This window comes from Paraferrimonas sedimenticola (assembly GCF_002282855.1).
Taxonomy (GTDB): Bacteria; Pseudomonadota; Gammaproteobacteria; order Enterobacterales; family Shewanellaceae; genus Paraferrimonas; species Paraferrimonas sedimenticola.
This window is the reverse complement of sequence record NZ_NRIR01000006.1, coordinates 31,570-48,264: the sequence shown is the minus strand read 5'-3', so window position 1 is coordinate 48,264 and position 16,695 is coordinate 31,570. Positions and strand designations below refer to the sequence as shown.

The following is a 16,695-nucleotide window of genomic DNA, read 5'->3' as shown; positions in this document are numbered from 1 at the left end:
CCAGACATCCAAAAACTAACCTTTGAGCATTGCTTGACACGTGCTTGTCGAGGAGAGAGCCCTTGTCTCTAGCTCTCTCCTTAAAGCATAGCTTTAAAAAGTTACAACTCTCAAAATTCTCCCGCCTAGTATTCTACGCACGCAATCAACTGAGCGACTAGTAGCAGATGTGGTGCTACGTTCGCTGTATATCTGCTGCTGTTGTACATCTCAAAAAACGGTTTCAACAAGTCTTCGGCGTTATCAAGCGAAGTTGTACCAGGCTGGGTTCAAAGAACGAAGGTAGCTTGGTAAAGCATGTTTACAGTGGAGCAAACCTACTTCGTTTGGTTGCGGACTTGAAACAAGCACAAGTTGGGCTTTTTTCATGCAATTACGTAAGCGCGAGAAAGCTAGATTGACAAGCGAACTCGGTGGCTTATCAAACATTAAACATAGGTTACCCGCTATGAAAAACCTCCATAAATTTAGTCTTTTAATTTTTTCAATGTTCTTATTCATACTGCAGGGCTGTGGCGGTGGAGGCGATAATTCATCCTCGAACAAGCCGCCGGAAAGTATAGTATCAGTATCTCTAAGCCCAAATAGCGTTGAAGTGGGTGTTGGCGAAAAGGCGTCTATAACAGCAACGGGCATCACCACAACGGGTCAATCGGTTGATGTTACAGGTTCTGGAACATGGGGAACATTAGATACAAATATCGTAACGGTATCTGGCGGGATGATTACCGGTGTAAGCGTTGGTGCGACGAGCGTTGTTTTTGAAGCCATGGGTGTAAAAGCGCAAGCCGCGGTTTCGGTAACGAGTGATGTAGTATCAATTGACATAGAAGATAACCAGCCAATGATTGCCTCGGGGCAGAGAGTCAATCTGGTAGCTAAGGCCATACTCAAGAACGGTGAAGTAATCGACAGCTCTAGCTCTGGTACATGGGAGGTATCAAACGACAATGCCAGAGTCACCACTAGTGGCCAACTTACTGCACTAAAGGATGGTAAGTTTACGCTAACGCATAGCTACTACGGCGTTAAAGCAACAAAAGAGCTAGAGGTCGTGACAATCAAGCAGCTAGTGCCAAATCGCTCCGCTCTGCGTCTTTTTGTGGGGGACAGCGAGCAACTCACAGTACGTGCAGAATTCGTAAATCGCACATCGGAGGAAGTGGGACAAGCAGGCGAGTGGGTAGCTATGAATGAGACGAGGGCAACGGTTGATAATGGCCTTGTCACCGCAGTCGGCGCAGGCCAAACGGCCGCACGGTTCAAATTCTTAAATCAGCAGTTGGATATTAAGGTTGATGTACTCGCGAAAGGCATGCTGAAGAAAGAGGGAGCCTTGCCAGAGTATTCCGCTGACTTAGTTAACATTGGATCTGCGGGCCATATCATTGAAGCTCGTAACTATAGAGCAACAGGCCAAAGACCCAAATTGCTGGTTAACGGAAGTGAGGTCACTCAGCTAGATGGACCAAGTAGCATCACCTCATTTGAGACCATCTCAGTAAACAGCACCGGCTCGATTGTGGCATATCAGCTTCGCGACGACAAAGCCAACATGTTGTTTAAAAGCATATTTGTTCACAATACATCAGGTGGCAAACAACTGCTCAGATTGGGAGACTTTTTTGAGGGAGTTTGCTGCAAGATTTACACTCAGTTTGTTGGCTCTGACTTGTACGTATTTAAGAATGGACAGATGGGTCGTCTTGGCGCGGATGGTATTTTTACGGTGCTTTTCGATGGATACAAAGCCGGTCAGGAGATATTCCAATCTTACAGTAACTTCACATTCTTGAAAGACAAAATAATTGCCACTAAGACTTCGCGAGGTGAAGGCGCGAAGGTCATTGAAATCGACTATCAGGGCAAGATCATTCGCTCTTTAGAAAATGGGTTACCAAGTCATGGAGATAATGGTCCAAGGGACATCGTTGAACTATCAGAAGGTCGGTATATTGCGCGTATGAACGGTTCAACGTGGGAGTTTAGTGGAAACTGGTTTGAGCGCCCTGACCTTGGTTACGTATCTCGGTTTGGCGAAAAGGTCTACTCAATTAAGCGGGAGAACAATTTCTGTGCGATACGAGAGGTTGATAGCGCGGTCGGTAATGCAGGAGACATCATCCACAATTACTCAACCTTGAACAGCTGCAACGAAAGGGTTAGCCATACAACTGGCGAGACACATGTGCTTTCAGCGCACGATGTTTTTGGCGTTGTTAAGCAAGTGACCTTTTTCAGCAATGAAACCAGAAGGGCTGACGCCAAAGAGTGACGGAGTTATAGTCAAGACGAGAGCGGAGCTCGGGTAGCTAAGTAGATATTGAGTTTTGAGCCTAGAAGCATCTCGGCCATCACTCAAGCCCCGAGTTGCCTCTTGATGTAATTAGCTAGCGGGGCCCATAATCGGATCGAATACAATTTGGTGTGCTATTGGTCTGCAGGGTCGTTGATTCGTCTCGCGGTAGATAGGCGGTTGAGTATCATATGTGCGCCCCCTATCTTGGCAAACTGGAAGCCATATGCTTCGAAACTCGAGCCTAGCTAAACCTCCATAAGGTTTACTGGGCTCAGTTTCTGTTTAGTGGGAGGCGGCTCCAGAAACTACCACCATGGTATAAGTGCCAGTTGTTGATTTACATCTGCATCCAAAACTCTACCACTGAGGTAGGCGTCTTATTCGTGTGGCAAGCATTTTCATTGATTCAAAGACGCCACTTTTCGGTTGCTTAAGCTCTCTAATGACATTGTCAACGTAGAACCGAAACATACTGAGTAGTCAGTCGCTCCACCTTTCGATGAGTTCTTCTCTGAGTATCTCAACTTCTTGTGGCGCTTCAAAACAAAGTCCCACTTGATTACCTTTTATCTGAACTACTAGTACTTTGATCTCCATGTCGTATATGAAAAGGCTAATGGACTCTTGCTCACGGCGGGTTAGTTTTAACATGGTGCACTTCCTTTGCTGTTTGGATGGTTCCAATTGAGCGTAGACTAGGGTCACTTACTTGTATGCCGTTGTGTAAAAAATCACTCGAAAGTATGAGACTCCATATCTGTTTTAGTCCCAGTTGTTGAACCGGCTTGCCATTACGTAGACGAAACCTTTCTCATAGTTGGCCAAAAGTACTTTCGGCAATCACCGCAGCAAGCGAGCCCTTATTTAAGAGCTCTCATGTTAAAAACATCGCCAGATAACAGCTTCAAATAGGGAAGGAATATAGCCTACCACCAAACTCTCGTTCGCGTAATCTGCGCACTCATTGAAGAGAAAACTTTTTCGTGCAAGATGGCATGGATTCATTTCAAAAGACTTAGCATCATTGTTTCATTGGGTAGACATTCCGGAGTTATCAATGAGAATTACAGCAGAGTACCGAGCATGGCTGGCGTCAATCGTAATAGCATTTCTCTACCTTGCGGTTGTTTTACCAATAGCTCTAAGGCATAGCTTCGAACTGTGTGTAGCGCTGTGGCTTCTGTTTTCAGCCTTCGCTGGGTTCGGCATTACCCCTTACTATCAAAGCCTTCGAAAACATAATGAGCCGCATTGTTGGAAGCGATTCATGGCGTACTTTTATCTCTATGGCGTTTGGCGAGCCTGCATGTTGCCGATGGAGTTCTGGCAATGGTACAAACGTCGTTAGCTCAGTCTGTTTCAACTTTCTTTTAGCGCATTCCAAGGTGCACTCATTGACTTCCTAACTGACTGTTTTATCGTCTGAATAACTGCAGTAGTCAGAGAACAGAAGTATCTTTTGTGTCTCTGACCATGCAAGTGATTTGAGCGTTGCTCAATGATTAGTGATGAACTTCAAGGAGGAATCATGGGTATTTTCAATTGGCTTAGCGACGTCTTTGGCGATAGTTCATCAGCGACTTCGTCAGTGGATGACAATGCCATCAACCCCGCCAACGGGTTGCCAATGGTCGATGGCACTGGAGGTGTTGATGTTGAGGGTAATCCTTATGGCACTGATTCCAGTCATGATTTGATGGATAGCAGTATGAATGACAGCCTTGGCACATCCAGTTTCGACGATTCATTTGGCTGCGGGGTCGATGATTCATTTAGCTCAGGTATAGACGACACGTTTTCCAGCGGCGGTTTTGATGAGTGGTAGAACACACCTGTAGCAATTAGCCGGAAAAGGATTCACCGAAATGAACTCTAAATCAATAAAAGTCGTCGTAGTTATCCTAGGCCTCTTGGTAGGGGGAGCCCTTGGCCAACAGTTGTTTTCTGATACTCTTCAAAACGAGACCACACAACTGAAGACGCAACTTGACGCCCAGGCAAGAGAGATTCGAGTGTTAAAGGCCAAGCTTAAACAGCTCGAGCAATCACTGCCTTGCGAACGGAAAGCTGACTCTAGTCTCAACCCATCGACCAATTGACTCGGTCTTCCTTATTCTCCCCGCTGCGCTCCTAGGTCTATGTGAGGACCAACATATGGGAGAGTATAGATGGGAGCTGACGTGCAGTTTCTAAGAGAGTACAAGCGCGCGAGCCAGTCACCTTGGGATGATGTCAGTACGGTGTTGCTGTATTGCCGGCATGGCACAGATGATGAAGGCCAACGCCAGTTTTCCTTTGACCGATACATCTACCAGCATCGGGCAGGGGATGGGCGAATACTGGGAATTAGCATTAGTAAAGCAATACTCGAAGCGCACGATGAGTTTAGTGGACGGTATCTTGAAGGTGATGAGATGGTGTTGTGCTTACTCGTTTACATTGATGAGATACGCTCCTTTTGTGGCTTGTTCGCGCAGGAGTTTGAAGCCGTATTTGGCTTACCGCCAGAGCCATACTTTGAGGTCGCGCAAGCGTATTGGTTGTCGCTTATCGAGCAACTCTAAAACTAAAAGCGAAACTTTGGTTTCGCTTTTTTCCGTTGACAGTCCCTAGGTATCAAAAGAACACAATTAATGACTTGAGGCGCTCAATCATCACTTCACAAAGTCTGACTGCCGGCCAAGGGCAGTGGATGTCGCTAAGGACGTGCGGCGTCACTAGAAGGTGACGCGCTGGCCCGTGTCACAGGCTTGGCCATACGAAAGCGTTATGGTTGATGCTTCGATGAAACTGACAAGAGCAAAAACGGAAAACGGGCGGCTATTCATAGCGGTCCGTTTTTCTTTTTCCGCTGAATGGAATACGCAGATTCTCCACACTCACTCCTAGGTATGGATGTGCAATGTCGCACGATGACTTTGACAGGCTTTGCCATGACCGATTTATACAAACGAGCACCCGACGCCCACCTTCACTATTTGCTGGAATCTCGCTTAGAGCGAGTGCGACTCAACGCCTTACTACTCTCTAACATTTTGGAAGAGGTCATGTACGGCGATTGGGTCCCCGATGAATGCATGCCGAACTTTAACCATGCCCAATTATCGGAAGTGATTGCCGACCGATTAGAGGCTTGCGTGGATAACAACCGCGAGCGTGAGCTGCTCTTTGATTTTGTTGACCACTATGTGCGTTTAACCGAGTACACCCGCCGTCCCATCTGGATTGATTGAATCGCTGACTACCAGGCGCACTCCTAGGCAACGGGGCTATTGCCCCGTAAGCTATTCATATCAATGGACAATCGATAAAGGTGTAAAGATGGATGAAGTGATGTCTTTGAGCCATTTCAGGCAGGCAAAAGCTTGGGTGGCTGAAGTGGGGGAGTACTTTGGCACACCTCAAGATTACGCCTTTTTGAAGTTTTTAACCCAAGTCATCACCCGATTGAGCGCCTCCCAAGGCGAGAGCTTTGACAGAGAGCAATTGATTCAGGCTTTCAACCTTTACGGCTACGGGTTTGATGCGGATGTGGTTGTCGCGTTTATCGAGGATGATGACTAGGCCCAATCACTCAACCCAGAGAAGAACGGATGAGCCTAGTGAGTTCAAAGGAGTGATGAATGAAATGGCCCGATGACATCAAGCCCTGGTTACCCACCTTGGTGGCTTACATCCTGCTGAACTTTATCTTCGATGCATTGGTTACCTACTTCGATTCAAAGCCCGGTGAGCTGGTCTTTGCCCTTTGGAACTTAGGCGTTGCTCTGAGCTTTGAGCCATATCGCAGAGCGCGAGCACGTGCCGGCGGCAAGGAGTGTTGGAAAGAGATTATGGCCTACTTTATTTTTTACGGACCCACGCACTTAATTGCCGCCGCCGGCCATCAGTTAACGCAACTGGCCAAATGGCTAGGCTATCGATAGAAAAGACTCTCAATCTCCTCACAAAAGGCGCTGCGATACACCAAGGCTTTTTGCAGCAACTGCGCTTGCTCTTCAGTAATACTCACCCCATGGCGAGCATTGGCGGGGCGTGCGAGCATCTCCGCTATCAACTGGTCGTTCAAACGTCGGGCATCGTCCAGGATCCCTTTAGACTGAGAGACCAAGAACACCTTGTCATAAGCGCCTTGTTCTAAGGCCGCGAGGTACTTGACTAAAATCCCCTGGCGAACTTGCTTACTCTTAAACGAATGCTCCATCTCAATGGCTGCAATTTGTTTATCCTCCTCCTGTACCAACGCATCAACCACTCGAAGACCGGTGCCCTTGAACAAACGATTGACCTCTCGCTCGGCAATCAACCCGTCCCATTTGGCATCCGTTCGGGCTTCTCGAGTGCCCATCAGACACACCACGCTGCAAATTAAGTCGTGCGTAACGGCATTGAGGTTAATCAGCTTTTGCGGCTGAGGGGCAGAGCGATAGTAAACCGGCAACTGGGTCAGATGTTCCGCTTGCTGTGCGCCGCTGTAACTTAGAATGTAAACCCGCCCATCAGGCGAGCGTAGGGTTGGCACTTTAACTAACAACCCTTTTTTTACCAGAACGCTTAAATGTATCAGCGCTAGGTTTCTCGATATGTCGAAATACCAACTGATGACCGTTGGTGACGTAATGTGAAAGCGCGCCAAAAGCTTGAGCGTTGCCGCTTCTCGCACTTTACCGGTGTAGAACTTACTGGGGGCCTCTTGATATTGGTGGGGGACTTGTAGGTAGCGCTCATACTCAACGCGCAAATCCGATGTTTGATTAGACATGAGAGTCTCACTTTTGGTTATGGATGAGCTCATACCTAGTCACTACCCAAACAAACTTTGACCGCTCTTCTTAAAATTCTCCCCCATCGAGCCTTGTTATCCATGCAAGCCATAACGAATAAGGAGAAGACTTGTGATGGATAAACCGCTAACGGCAGAAACCTTGGTGCAAGGCTTAGGTTTTGAGCCAGTGGTCACTGCGATTAACTCGCACCTTGAGGCCTATCAGTTAGGACGGGTAGGGGATAGCTCACTGCCTTTGCTCAAACGCTGGCGAGCTAATTCGATTGAGGAGGCTCAAGCGCTTGCTACGGATGACGCAATGCTAGCCTGGCTCGGTAACGACTATGCCTATTGGCGTTATGAACGCCGTCATGCCTGTGACCAACTACTGGAGCAGTACTATTCGCCGATTGTGGATTGGCTGGAAACGTATCTGGCCGAGCATGATTTGGATTATCTGGTGCAAGAGGCGATGTTTTATCGACGTTATAACTAAAGCAACTACAAAGCTTGGCTTCGGCCAAGCTTTTCTATGTTATCGAAATCCCCGCACACTGAGTTATCAGCTGCCAAGTAGTTAGTTGCGCTGATAGTGCTCGAGATGAGTTGTTGGTTGGGCTTTAGTATGGCTCTCACGCCTAAAGTCTCCTATCGCAAATCCCTTCTTCCTGAAGCGCCCGTAACCGTTGATTCAAAGCGGTGTTGTGATCGTCGCTTCGTAATACTTTTTTTCCTCTTCCTTTTAAATATTAAATAAGCCGGCGGCCGCCTTGGTGCTTCAACGGTTCACTTGGGGTGGGCCTGGCCAGGTCTCACCACCCATGATTCGCGCGAGGTGTTAAAGCATGGTCATGATGGCATCAAACAAAAGGTGAGTAAAAAATGCGGTTATGCAGAAACTTGTCTGCGTGGAACAGCGCTTCGTTAGCGAGCATTGGTTCACAGAATCAATGCCAGAAACGCTTAATCCAAGCCTGGATTGTTTCTGAGATAGGCTATCGCCAAATACCCACTATCGTGGGCAGCCAAAACCGGACTTCGCCGGTTTCGATTGATGCTCCAAAACGCCCGTCATCGCTGATGTTGCGCTGCAACGCGATGACTCAACGAGCTTCGCTCTAGCGTTTTAAAGCATGGGCGCAAATGCACGGGGCGATGCCCCGTACCAAAGGGCAAATTTGCCGCTTATGACGGTGCGCTTCGTACCGAAGTCGTTCGCACCTTTCAACGCTTCTCGTTTCTGGCGAAACTCGCTGGTTCATCCGATTCTGCTTTGCAGACTCGGATGAATTTCGCTTAAGCGAAACCAATTTCCCCTTTGGCACGGGACACCGTGCATTTGCGCCGCGCCGCCAAACTTCCGCTTCGCTTTAGTTTGGCTACGCATAAGGCAGTCCTTGTTCCAAAGACTTTCGTCTTACGCTTACTTAGTGGATCAAGCAAAGATTTGAGGAGGCGTCTGGGCTTATTAGGGCCTTATTTCATTGCTGTATTGATTTCAGTAAGTAGCAATAGTTCTCATATATATCAGACTCTTACCGATAAAGTTCTTGATGTTCTCATAGATTGATCTATCTGCTTGCTAGTGACGAAATTGGGTGGTTAAATCGTTCCTTGTCTTTGTGCAAGTTTAGGATGATGAAGTGTCTAAAGAAGTTGAGCAGTCTGAAATGAAATTTCTCTTGGAACAGCCATCTAGTAGTGATGATTTTAAGGGAGGAAGTCATAGCTACGTAGCGATTCAAATCGCTGAGACATTTGAGACCCAGCCAGAGATCAAAAATATCTGTTTGGAGGGAGACCTTGGCTCAGGTAAGTCAACAGTAATCGCTCTAACCGAAAAAATGCTCGCAGAAAAAGGGTACGTTTTTACTACTTTTGATGTTGAAAAATACCAACATTCTGCGACTAAAAAGGCTTTAGTGACAACTTTGGCCGAATCCATTGCGAGTATTGATGGTCAGGAAAATGCCGAGGAGATTAGGGAAGCTCAGAGTGTAGCTTTGGGCAATCAATTTGATTATGAGAAGACTACCCATAGTAGTATACCCGGCGCAACGGCGGTTTTTGCCTTGCTGTTACTATTCTCAACTCAAGCTTTAAAGCCTGCTCTCGAAAGTCTTTCCCTAACAATCAATACTCTGCGGGGTGTGAATTCATCCTCTTTCGACTTGGCTGGAGCTTCGAGTTTTCTCATTCTGTTTTCGCCAGTACTATTCTTGCTAGCTATAAAACTACTTAGCGCCCCCTGGCTGGCCCAAAAATATAAGTTTTGTAGAAAGCTTGGAAAAAGCACCTTTGGGAATCTCTTAAAAAGAAATTCCACCGATAGGATCAGCGAAACGTTGCTAGTTAACCGAGAGGTTGGAAGTCTTGAGTTACAACAAGCGTTTGAGGTGTTTTCTAACAAAATCCCTAAAAACATTAACTATGTTCTTGTTATTGATAACTTAGATAGAGTATCCGATTCAGAAAAGGTTAGAGATATCTGGAGTGATATAGAGTTGTTTATATCTAGCAATGTCAGTAATTTCCGGTTAATTGTTCCGTTTTCTTCATCACAAATCTCTTCTGCGATTTCTGATGATCCTATAGTGGGAAGAGAGTCCGTTACAAAGCAGTTTCCTGTTAGGTTTTGGGTTTCTCCCATAGTGAGCGCTGGCTGGAGAGAGGCGTTTAATGAGCTTTTCAAAAAATCTTTCATAAAACACGATTTAACTGATGAGCAGATTGATGTTGTAGCAGACCTGTTGGAAGTTTGGTGTGGAAGCCATGGTGTCAAGATAACCCCTCGTCTTTTAAAGCAGTATTTGAATGGTATTATCAGTACAATAAAATGCAGTCCTGATAAAGTCAGTCCCATAATCGCCGCGTACTATTATATGTCGGTAAGATACCTTGGTGTCGATTTTAAGATACTTATGCAAAGATTTTCAGCAGGAGTATCGGTGAAGGGAGCTGAAAAAGCTGCTTACGAATCTCAGCGGTTAATGAGGAAAAACTTTTCTGACACGAAGTGGTCAATGTCGCTAATTTGTATACATTTCCAATCTACGCAAAATATTGCAATGAGCGAATGGCTTGTTGAACCTCTCAAAGCCGCAATTAAAAGAAGAGATGTTGATGAAATACTAAGTAAAAAGGATACTTTTGGATTTGATACCGTGTGTAAGAAAATGATTTCTGAGTGCCCTATAGAGGAGGTTTTGTTCACGGCAGAGGAAATGGTAATTTTTGATTTCGATGAGTCTTCGGCCTGGATAGATAGGTGGCTTAAAGAAATAAACATAGTATTCAATGAGTCCTATATATATTCGTCAGAAAACCTTACTTCTGTGCTGAGTGCACTAGAAAAACTAAGCGAACATGGGTTTGAAGTCAGTAATGAAAGCCTTAATTCGTTATTTGAATCTATTGATAGGAAGGCCAGAAACTACTCCAGAGATAAGAATTCGATAGAAAAAGATGAGCTTAACTTACTTTATAGGATAGGGGTCTTAGCCAACAAGAAACCCAGAGCGCTCACTCAACTGACTAGTAACTCTGAAATTTTCGTTGAGCTTATTTGGCCATATAGGAAGGACTTCCCTGAGTGGAACTTGGATAAGTGTATCAAGAATAGCGGTCAGGCCTTAAAGATACTTAAGGCAAATGTTGATGCAAATGGCAACCCCATAGAATCGAGTTTGTTCCAAGTGATTGGAAAATTCCTAAGAGTAGGGGATTTTGATAGTTCTGGTGAAAACGGACCAGCTTCAGACTTGGTTATTTTGAATCATCATGAATTTAATATGAGAATCAAAAATGACGATTTTTATGCGCTACCTTTCGATACAAGCTGGCGTACCACGAACTACTGTCAAGAGTATATTAGCAATTGTGAACTTATGAGTCACGAGCGAAAGCAGGAGTATCTGGCGCAAACCTTGTCACATATTATTCAGCATCAGGACTGGAACACCTTCGAAAGCTATAGGCATATCTTTACAGAATATGAAAGCAAAGGACTGGATATCGCTAGATATATTCCGTTCATAGAAAGCTTTAACAATATACTAAACGGCATGCATAGAGATGGGATTGCTGAACTAATCAATGACTCTGTAAAGAGATGTATTTTGGGCCGTAAGGTAGGCGTACTTTCCATTAATGAACTAGCTATTCGTCACTATGGAGTGTTGAAAGCAGCTGTGGGGGAGCCTGACTTAATTATTGGCTGGGTTTCAGGATGGGAGACTCACGTGAAAAGCGATAGTGTAAAACACTATGCCCCTGAATTTGTTAAAGATGTACTTGGTAGTAGGTCGAATAAACAGTTTGCCAAGAAGCTACTTTCAGCCTTCGAAAGTAACTATGAAGTACCAGAAGATTGTGTGGGGCTATTTAAGTCCCCTACAGGCTCAGAGAAGGCATTTGTTAGACACTTTAAATCCTCGAACACAAGACTTAAGGGAGCTAACGCGGTCGTTTCCGATGCATTGCTAGACTATGTAAATAACTCGCCGTCGTTCTTTAGAGAGTGTGAATCTAGTTGGCTTGCTGATCTGCTCGATGCACTAAAGGTAGCAACCTTTGGAAAGGTGCATAGAGCTATTACAGCGCAATACTATCTATCCAGTGTTGGGGTCGACGATAAGTATATACTGATGTCAAAGTTCCCTAGTGACTCTACAATTATTCTACCTCAGAATGAAAATGATGAAGCAAATCTAATTATGCTGTACGAGAACTCGGCTGGTGAATCTGCCGAAGTGAAAGAGCGTTTAGATAAGCAAAAGTTATCCTTAGATAGTTGGACGTCTCGGAATAAATCAGTATTCCTGGAGTTCTTAAAAGGCTCAAAGGATGAATTCCCTCGCTTGAACAAAGTCCATTGCAGGGGTGCTAGAATCGCCGGTAAAAACACTAAAAAAAGAAGCAAGGAAGAGAGCATCGTATAGCGCTCTTTTTGCCTCTGTTATTTATCGGGGGGATTACCATTTAACAAAAATTGGCGATTATTAAGTGGGTGCTTTATTAGCCTTGTGGCGCCTCAATTTGTTGTGAGGCGGAGGGGATTCATTGCTCCCTTAATTTCCTATTACTGAGACTACAATGGCAAAGTGAGGCTCGGTCTGGCTGTGAGTTCAACGGGTGAGCGAACGGCATAGTTAATCAGGGGGGCTGGCGATAAGTCAGTCCTTCACTTTCTTTTGCTGAAACAATCCCTCACATGCCCTGACTAAATTTCTTGCAAGTGGACATAGTTGCGGGGCCAAATATGGCCCTTAGCTGCCGTTCACTTACCTATTTATTTCACACTCTTCCTGTCAATAAGGTAGAAAGAGTGGATAGTTTAAAATGTGTAGCAAAGCTTAAGAGCATTTGGACTTGAGCTATGCATCGCAGAGATGTTTTAACTATTCGTAGGTATATTCCAAACGTATTAGTCATTGTTTGACAATACACAAAAACTCAACTCAAATGAGTAGAGGTTTTTGTATGTTCTAGCCCTTGAGCACATAGCACTGTGTTTAAGTGCTTTCGAACTTAAGAAATAGTCCGTAGAGATATTCCATGTACTCTTCTGTATCGGTTTCAGCTATGTCGCCACCGTATAGAAGTCGGGTAGTGTCCCAAAGGTTTCTGGATGCTGTTCCAGGTTCTGCCATCGCTAGGTATTGTTTGGCCTTTCTCCAATCGGCTTTATAAGTTTCCAACCAAACTAGATGGGAGTATATTGCTTGCTCAGAAGAGAAAAATAGAAAGTTTTTAGCTTCTTTCACTCTTCCTGCTTCTACCAGTCCCAACAGGATTCTTGTCTCATCCTGTTCGTTTTTAAAGTGCTGGTTTTCTTTGGCAAGTTCAAGATGTTTTCTGAACTCGCGTTTTCGTGTAGTGGTGCGGATGTCGAACACCGCGATTTGGTTTGCGCAGTTAAGGGCAGAGATTATTTCGTCATCGGCGCAATAAGGGGTCGAGGGAGCCCATCGCTCAGCCAAGTCTCGCCTGTCTATTTGCTGGAGTCTTAAATATAACTCTTTTTTGCCCCGGTCCATATTGGGGCTGTATGGGCTAGTTTTGTGGTAATTCTCAGTAAACGCTTTATTTATCCCAACAATCAATATTTTGTAAAGCTCCCTGTATTTAGGGCGTCGTTCCCAACCTATGAAGGGAGAGAATGTGTCGTATGGCGAAAATTCAGACTGGCCTCTGAAGTTGAAAGATTCTAGTGCGGCTCTGGCAGATTCTATTGCCAGCTGAACCGCCGCTTCAGGGTCGATGTGCATGTATGCAAATACAAGCCCGCCGTTCCACCATCTGTTTTCTTTTGCGTTTATCCTCATCTTGTTAAGCACGGATCGGACTTTATCAGACTGGTTACGGTGATGAAACGCTATAGAGAGAAGAGCTAGTTCGTCTCTATGTGCTTCGTCGAGCGCTGATGGGTCTGAGTATTTTTCAAGCGTCTTAGTCGCGTGCTCGTCATCAATGAAGATTGCATAATAGAGTTCGAATTTAGTTGCTAGTGATTCTTTTTTTCGACGGTCTTCGATTGATTGAATAATAGGCTCAATAAGTTGAAAGATTGGCCGGAAAGTGAGCGTATCATGGCTCCCCAATAGCTCTTTGATAAGAAAAAAGAGTTTCCCAACTAGATTTATTTTTGCTTCATCGTCCATCTCCCTTGAGTCATAAAAGGGTTTGGTTTTGACTTTAAAGTAGGCCAGGGCGGGGTTCGAATAAAATCTTTTGCGCTTTTCTGCTTCTTGTTGTTGCCTGATTTGCTCCTCTCTTTCTTTTCGCAATTGTGAGAGGTAGTTGTTGTGTTCGATTTTAAGTTCACTAAGTTTGACACCGTTTAGTGAAACTTGGTCAGTTAGTAGTTCGTAGGTTGGGGTTGCGTTTGGGTAAGTCTCTCGAAGCTCTCTCAGCTTGTCGAATGTCTGCTGGTAACTTTTGAGCCTTAATTCGCTGGTGCTCTCGTGATTGGTTGCTTGCTGATGGGCTGTTATTGCGCTCACCAAGAGCTTTTGTGCCTTAGAATCATCTGACTCAAAGCACGCGGTTAAGAGGAGTGTAAGTGCGGCCGGTAAAATTAGCCTGATTTTTGAATACATCAACAATTCCTTGTTCTTCAGTTAGGCAAACGGTAAATCCCTGCCGCATAAGGCACTATTATTCCAATAGTAGCGTTACATTCTTTGATCGACGTCAAGGGTTATATAAGTCCTCCTTCAATTAAGCGTAGGTATAGGGCGTTGTTATTTATTTAGTTTTGCTTGTTGAAGCGTATTTGGTAAAAAAACGGGGTAGTTAAAATGTGGTCGTGACAATCTCTATCACGAGTACCGGCGCTCCTAGGTACACAGCCAGTCAGTTTATTTCCAATCTGATTCTCTCCTGTCATTTTTTACTAATCGACAGGCTAATCGGAATGGCATTTAAATCATTTATCTCGATCTTTTGCTATGGGTTTTAAGACTGGATTAGCTAAGACAATGAATGACCACTCTTGGCCGGTGGTCGGAGGTCGCCCCCCCCTTTTTTTCACCGGCCCTATCAAAAAGACGGAAAATGTAGAGCGCGTTAGGTGCTTTCTGTTGCCTACACAAGGCAGTTAAAGCACCCGCTTAAAACGCCTGCCGGACAAACCTCAATATCCATCACAGGAATGGAGATTCCTTAGCTGTTGCTATTTACTTTGGCCATTCAATTGTTACTGTGAATTAACAATTGAATGGCCAAATCGTTATACAACAAACACTTGAAGCAGGATTTAAAAGGATGAAAAAAACAGCTGTAGGCCTAGCCGCAATAACCATGTTGTGCGGCTGCGCAGTCGCCCCCCTTGAAAACCCTACTGCTCAATCCTGCTCAAAGTACTACAAGTCAGGAAAAAAGGAGACAGCAGAAGCTGTTTGCAGGGCGATAGCCGAGAGGGGCGACTTGGAGGGCTTTTACTACCTGGCAAAGATTGAGCGAGACAGGGGGAGCAATTTACAAAGCCTAGAAATGCTCTATAAAGCAGGAACAACCCGTCGCGCCGAATACAATAAAGCCGCAGAAGAACAGCTTCAGATTGCACTGTCGGCCAAACAAAACAAAAACTACAAGCCCTCCTTGGAGGTGTTTAAGAAGCTTGCAAGCCAAAAAAATACTAGAGCCAAGAAAGAGCTCGGCGATATGTTTTATTCTGGCTTAGGCGTCAAACCCAACTTAAAGCAGGCCATCTACTGGTATAAAGAAGCCGCAGAGTCGGGCGACTTGTACAGCCAGAACCAACTAGACAAAATCTTTGGCAAAGAGACCCTAAAAGGGGGAGGTCTATATCTACTCGGCCGGTACTCCGAAGCTATTGACGTTTGGAAGCCCATCGCTGATGCCGGTCACGCAGAGGCTCAAGTACACATGGGAGACTTATACAGGAAAGGGAACATCGGAGACCCGGATTACTCCTTAGCTCGTGAATGGTATCGGAAGGCCGCCGACCAAAATAGCAGCTACGGAGCATATATGCTCGGTTATTTATTACGAAATGGCAAAGGGGGAGCAAGGAACCCGAACGAGGCTTATAAGTATCTTAAGCAAGCTGCGAATATGGGCGAGTCAAGAGCCTATTATCACGTGGCGCATATACTAACGTTAGGCACTGGCGCTGAAGTGGACTACGCAAAGGCCAGATACTGGTACGAGAAAGCGCTCTCTGAAAGGCCCACTCATCTTGTTTATGAGGGGTTGGCAAAACTTTATCGCGACGGGCAGGGAGGCGAGACTGACATACGCAGAGCCAAGGAGTTGTTTCAATTAGCAATAGATGCTGGCAACAGATTTGCTAAAAGCCAACTAGAGGAGCTCGAAAAAAGAGAGAAAATTAAGCTGAGAAACCAGGACTCCCCAGTTTTGTTTGGCCTAAAACTGTATGGAGCCACTAGAGCTGAGATGCGCGAAAAAATAAAGGAGGCTGGCGCACAGGCAATTAGAGAGGACTATAACTATTGGGCTGACACCTACTTTTCTAGCAACCTAATGCAGAGTTCTGAAAGAATGCTCGTCTTTTATTCGATCAGCTCTGATAGCAGTGGCTATGGGTCATCTGGCGATTATTTAGCGCAAATTCAGTACGAGTTCGGCTCGCGGTCGCTCCAATTCTTCAGAGAAATCAAAGAACTCTTGACTGAAAAATATGGTGAAACTACCTACGTTTTTGATTCAATAAAGCTAGGCTACCTTACCCATACTTGGGAAAAGAACGGCGTCATAATCAAACTAGAAAAGGAGTGGGAGAACAGCGAGGTAATCCTATATTATGACGTGGACGAATTTAAAGAACGTATGGATGCAGAGATAAAAGAATTCGACAAGAAGAAAAAGCTAAGCAAGTATGAAGGGTCAAGCTCAGCTTATTAGCATGCCAAGAAACAGCGACAAAGCGTCTGAAAGGCGCTTTTCTTTTGCCTTGGCAACCTCCGATAAAGTTACGACTGTTCATTTGAATTGAAAACTGTTCCATGGACTTTTGCGTCTGTTTGTGCAGCAAGCGCCTCTATTAAAGGAATCAAAGCTGTTGCACTAAGACAGTGAATGACTACTTTTGGCCGATGTTCGCATGTCCTAGACAAGGGTGGCATGATGAGGCTTAGCTTGGCCC

Annotated in this window: 13 protein-coding genes; 10 read left to right on the top strand and 3 right to left on the bottom strand. The window is 45.2% G+C overall.

Going from position 1 to position 16,695, the window contains the following annotated elements; all coding sequences use genetic code 11:
• Positions 1-367 precede the first annotated feature (367 nt).
• Positions 368-2,275, top strand: a complete 1,908-nt coding sequence (locus CLC93_RS11265) for an Ig-like domain-containing protein (protein WP_095506081.1) — start codon at positions 368-370, stop codon at positions 2,273-2,275.
• A gap of 504 nt (positions 2,276-2,779) precedes the next feature.
• Here CLC93_RS11265 and CLC93_RS11260 read toward each other — a convergent pair.
• A complete protein-coding gene (locus CLC93_RS11260) occupies positions 2,780-2,950 on the bottom strand; it encodes a carbon storage regulator (protein ID WP_095506080.1) in 171 nt (56 codons plus the stop codon).
• A gap of 877 nt (positions 2,951-3,827) precedes the next feature.
• On the opposite strand from CLC93_RS11260, the gene CLC93_RS11255 reads away from it, so the two are divergent.
• From CLC93_RS11255 to CLC93_RS11230, 5 genes are all read left to right on the top strand, one after another.
• Positions 3,828-4,124, top strand: a complete 297-nt coding sequence (locus tag CLC93_RS11255) for a hypothetical protein (protein WP_095506079.1) — start codon at positions 3,828-3,830, stop codon at positions 4,122-4,124.
• A gap of 355 nt (positions 4,125-4,479) precedes the next feature.
• Positions 4,480-4,863: a hypothetical protein gene (locus CLC93_RS11245; protein ID WP_245837150.1), complete on the top strand. Its 384-nt coding sequence runs from the start codon at positions 4,480-4,482 to the stop codon at positions 4,861-4,863.
• Positions 4,864-5,232: 369 nt separating this feature from the next.
• The gene (locus CLC93_RS11240; RefSeq protein ID WP_141237384.1) at positions 5,233-5,532 is read left to right on the top strand and encodes a hypothetical protein; all 300 of its coding nucleotides are present in this window, start codon (positions 5,233-5,235) and stop codon (positions 5,530-5,532) included.
• 88 nt (positions 5,533-5,620) lie between these two features.
• A complete protein-coding gene (locus CLC93_RS11235; protein WP_095506075.1) occupies positions 5,621-5,863 on the top strand; it encodes a hypothetical protein in 243 nt (80 codons plus the stop codon).
• 59 nt (positions 5,864-5,922) lie between these two features.
• On the top strand, positions 5,923-6,225 hold the full coding sequence (locus CLC93_RS11230; RefSeq protein WP_095506074.1) for a hypothetical protein: 303 nt from the start codon (positions 5,923-5,925) through the stop codon (positions 6,223-6,225).
• Here CLC93_RS11230 and CLC93_RS11225 read toward each other — a convergent pair.
• A complete protein-coding gene (locus CLC93_RS11225) occupies positions 6,216-7,061 on the bottom strand; it encodes a hypothetical protein (RefSeq protein WP_095506073.1) in 846 nt (281 codons plus the stop codon). The genes CLC93_RS11230 and CLC93_RS11225 overlap by 10 nt on opposite strands.
• Positions 7,062-7,194: 133 nt before the next feature.
• Between CLC93_RS11225 and CLC93_RS11220 the strand changes: the two genes are divergently transcribed.
• The 3 genes from CLC93_RS11220 to CLC93_RS11215 all read left to right on the top strand — a co-directional run bounded on the left by CLC93_RS11220 (position 7,195) and on the right by CLC93_RS11215 (position 12,004).
• The gene (locus CLC93_RS11220; RefSeq protein ID WP_141237383.1) at positions 7,195-7,560 is read left to right on the top strand and encodes a hypothetical protein; all 366 of its coding nucleotides are present in this window, start codon (positions 7,195-7,197) and stop codon (positions 7,558-7,560) included.
• Positions 7,561-7,946: 386 nt separating this feature from the next.
• Positions 7,947-8,186, top strand: coding sequence for a hypothetical protein (locus tag CLC93_RS17625; protein WP_141237382.1), 240 nt, complete (start codon positions 7,947-7,949; stop codon positions 8,184-8,186).
• Positions 8,187-8,707: 521 nt separating this feature from the next.
• Complete coding sequence (locus tag CLC93_RS11215) at positions 8,708-12,004, top strand: P-loop NTPase fold protein (RefSeq protein ID WP_141237381.1); 3,297 nt, start codon at positions 8,708-8,710, stop codon at positions 12,002-12,004.
• A 573-nt stretch (positions 12,005-12,577) separates the two neighbouring features.
• Here CLC93_RS11215 and CLC93_RS11210 read toward each other — a convergent pair.
• Entirely contained in the window at positions 12,578-14,164 is a 1,587-nt protein-coding gene (locus CLC93_RS11210) for a hypothetical protein (RefSeq protein WP_095506070.1), read from the bottom strand.
• A gap of 667 nt (positions 14,165-14,831) precedes the next feature.
• Here CLC93_RS11210 and CLC93_RS11205 point away from each other — a divergent pair.
• Positions 14,832-16,454 (top strand): tetratricopeptide repeat protein, encoded by a 1,623-nt coding sequence (locus CLC93_RS11205; RefSeq protein ID WP_095506069.1) that lies wholly within the window; start codon positions 14,832-14,834, stop codon positions 16,452-16,454.
• The last annotated feature ends 241 nt before the right edge of the window (positions 16,455-16,695 follow it).

What these genes read in the sequence shown, in the direction of transcription:
- CLC93_RS11265 (WP_095506081.1), top strand. Translation starts at nt 368, where the DNA reads ATGCAATTACGTAAGCGCGAGAAAGCTAGATTGACAAGCGAACTCGGT.
- CLC93_RS11260 (WP_095506080.1), bottom strand. Translation starts at nt 2,950, where the DNA reads ATGTTAAAACTAACCCGCCGTGAGCAAGAGTCCATTAGCCTTTTCATA.
- CLC93_RS11255 (WP_095506079.1), top strand. Translation starts at nt 3,828, where the DNA reads ATGGGTATTTTCAATTGGCTTAGCGACGTCTTTGGCGATAGTTCATCA.
- CLC93_RS11240 (WP_141237384.1), top strand. Translation starts at nt 5,233, where the DNA reads ATGACCGATTTATACAAACGAGCACCCGACGCCCACCTTCACTATTTG.
- CLC93_RS11235 (WP_095506075.1), top strand. Translation starts at nt 5,621, where the DNA reads ATGGATGAAGTGATGTCTTTGAGCCATTTCAGGCAGGCAAAAGCTTGG.
- CLC93_RS11230 (WP_095506074.1), top strand. Translation starts at nt 5,923, where the DNA reads ATGAAATGGCCCGATGACATCAAGCCCTGGTTACCCACCTTGGTGGCT.
- CLC93_RS11225 (WP_095506073.1), bottom strand. Translation starts at nt 7,061, where the DNA reads ATGTCTAATCAAACATCGGATTTGCGCGTTGAGTATGAGCGCTACCTA.
- CLC93_RS17625 (WP_141237382.1), top strand. Translation starts at nt 7,947, where the DNA reads ATGCGGTTATGCAGAAACTTGTCTGCGTGGAACAGCGCTTCGTTAGCG.
- CLC93_RS11210 (WP_095506070.1), bottom strand. Translation starts at nt 14,164, where the DNA reads ATGTATTCAAAAATCAGGCTAATTTTACCGGCCGCACTTACACTCCTC.
- CLC93_RS11205 (WP_095506069.1), top strand. Translation starts at nt 14,832, where the DNA reads ATGAAAAAAACAGCTGTAGGCCTAGCCGCAATAACCATGTTGTGCGGC.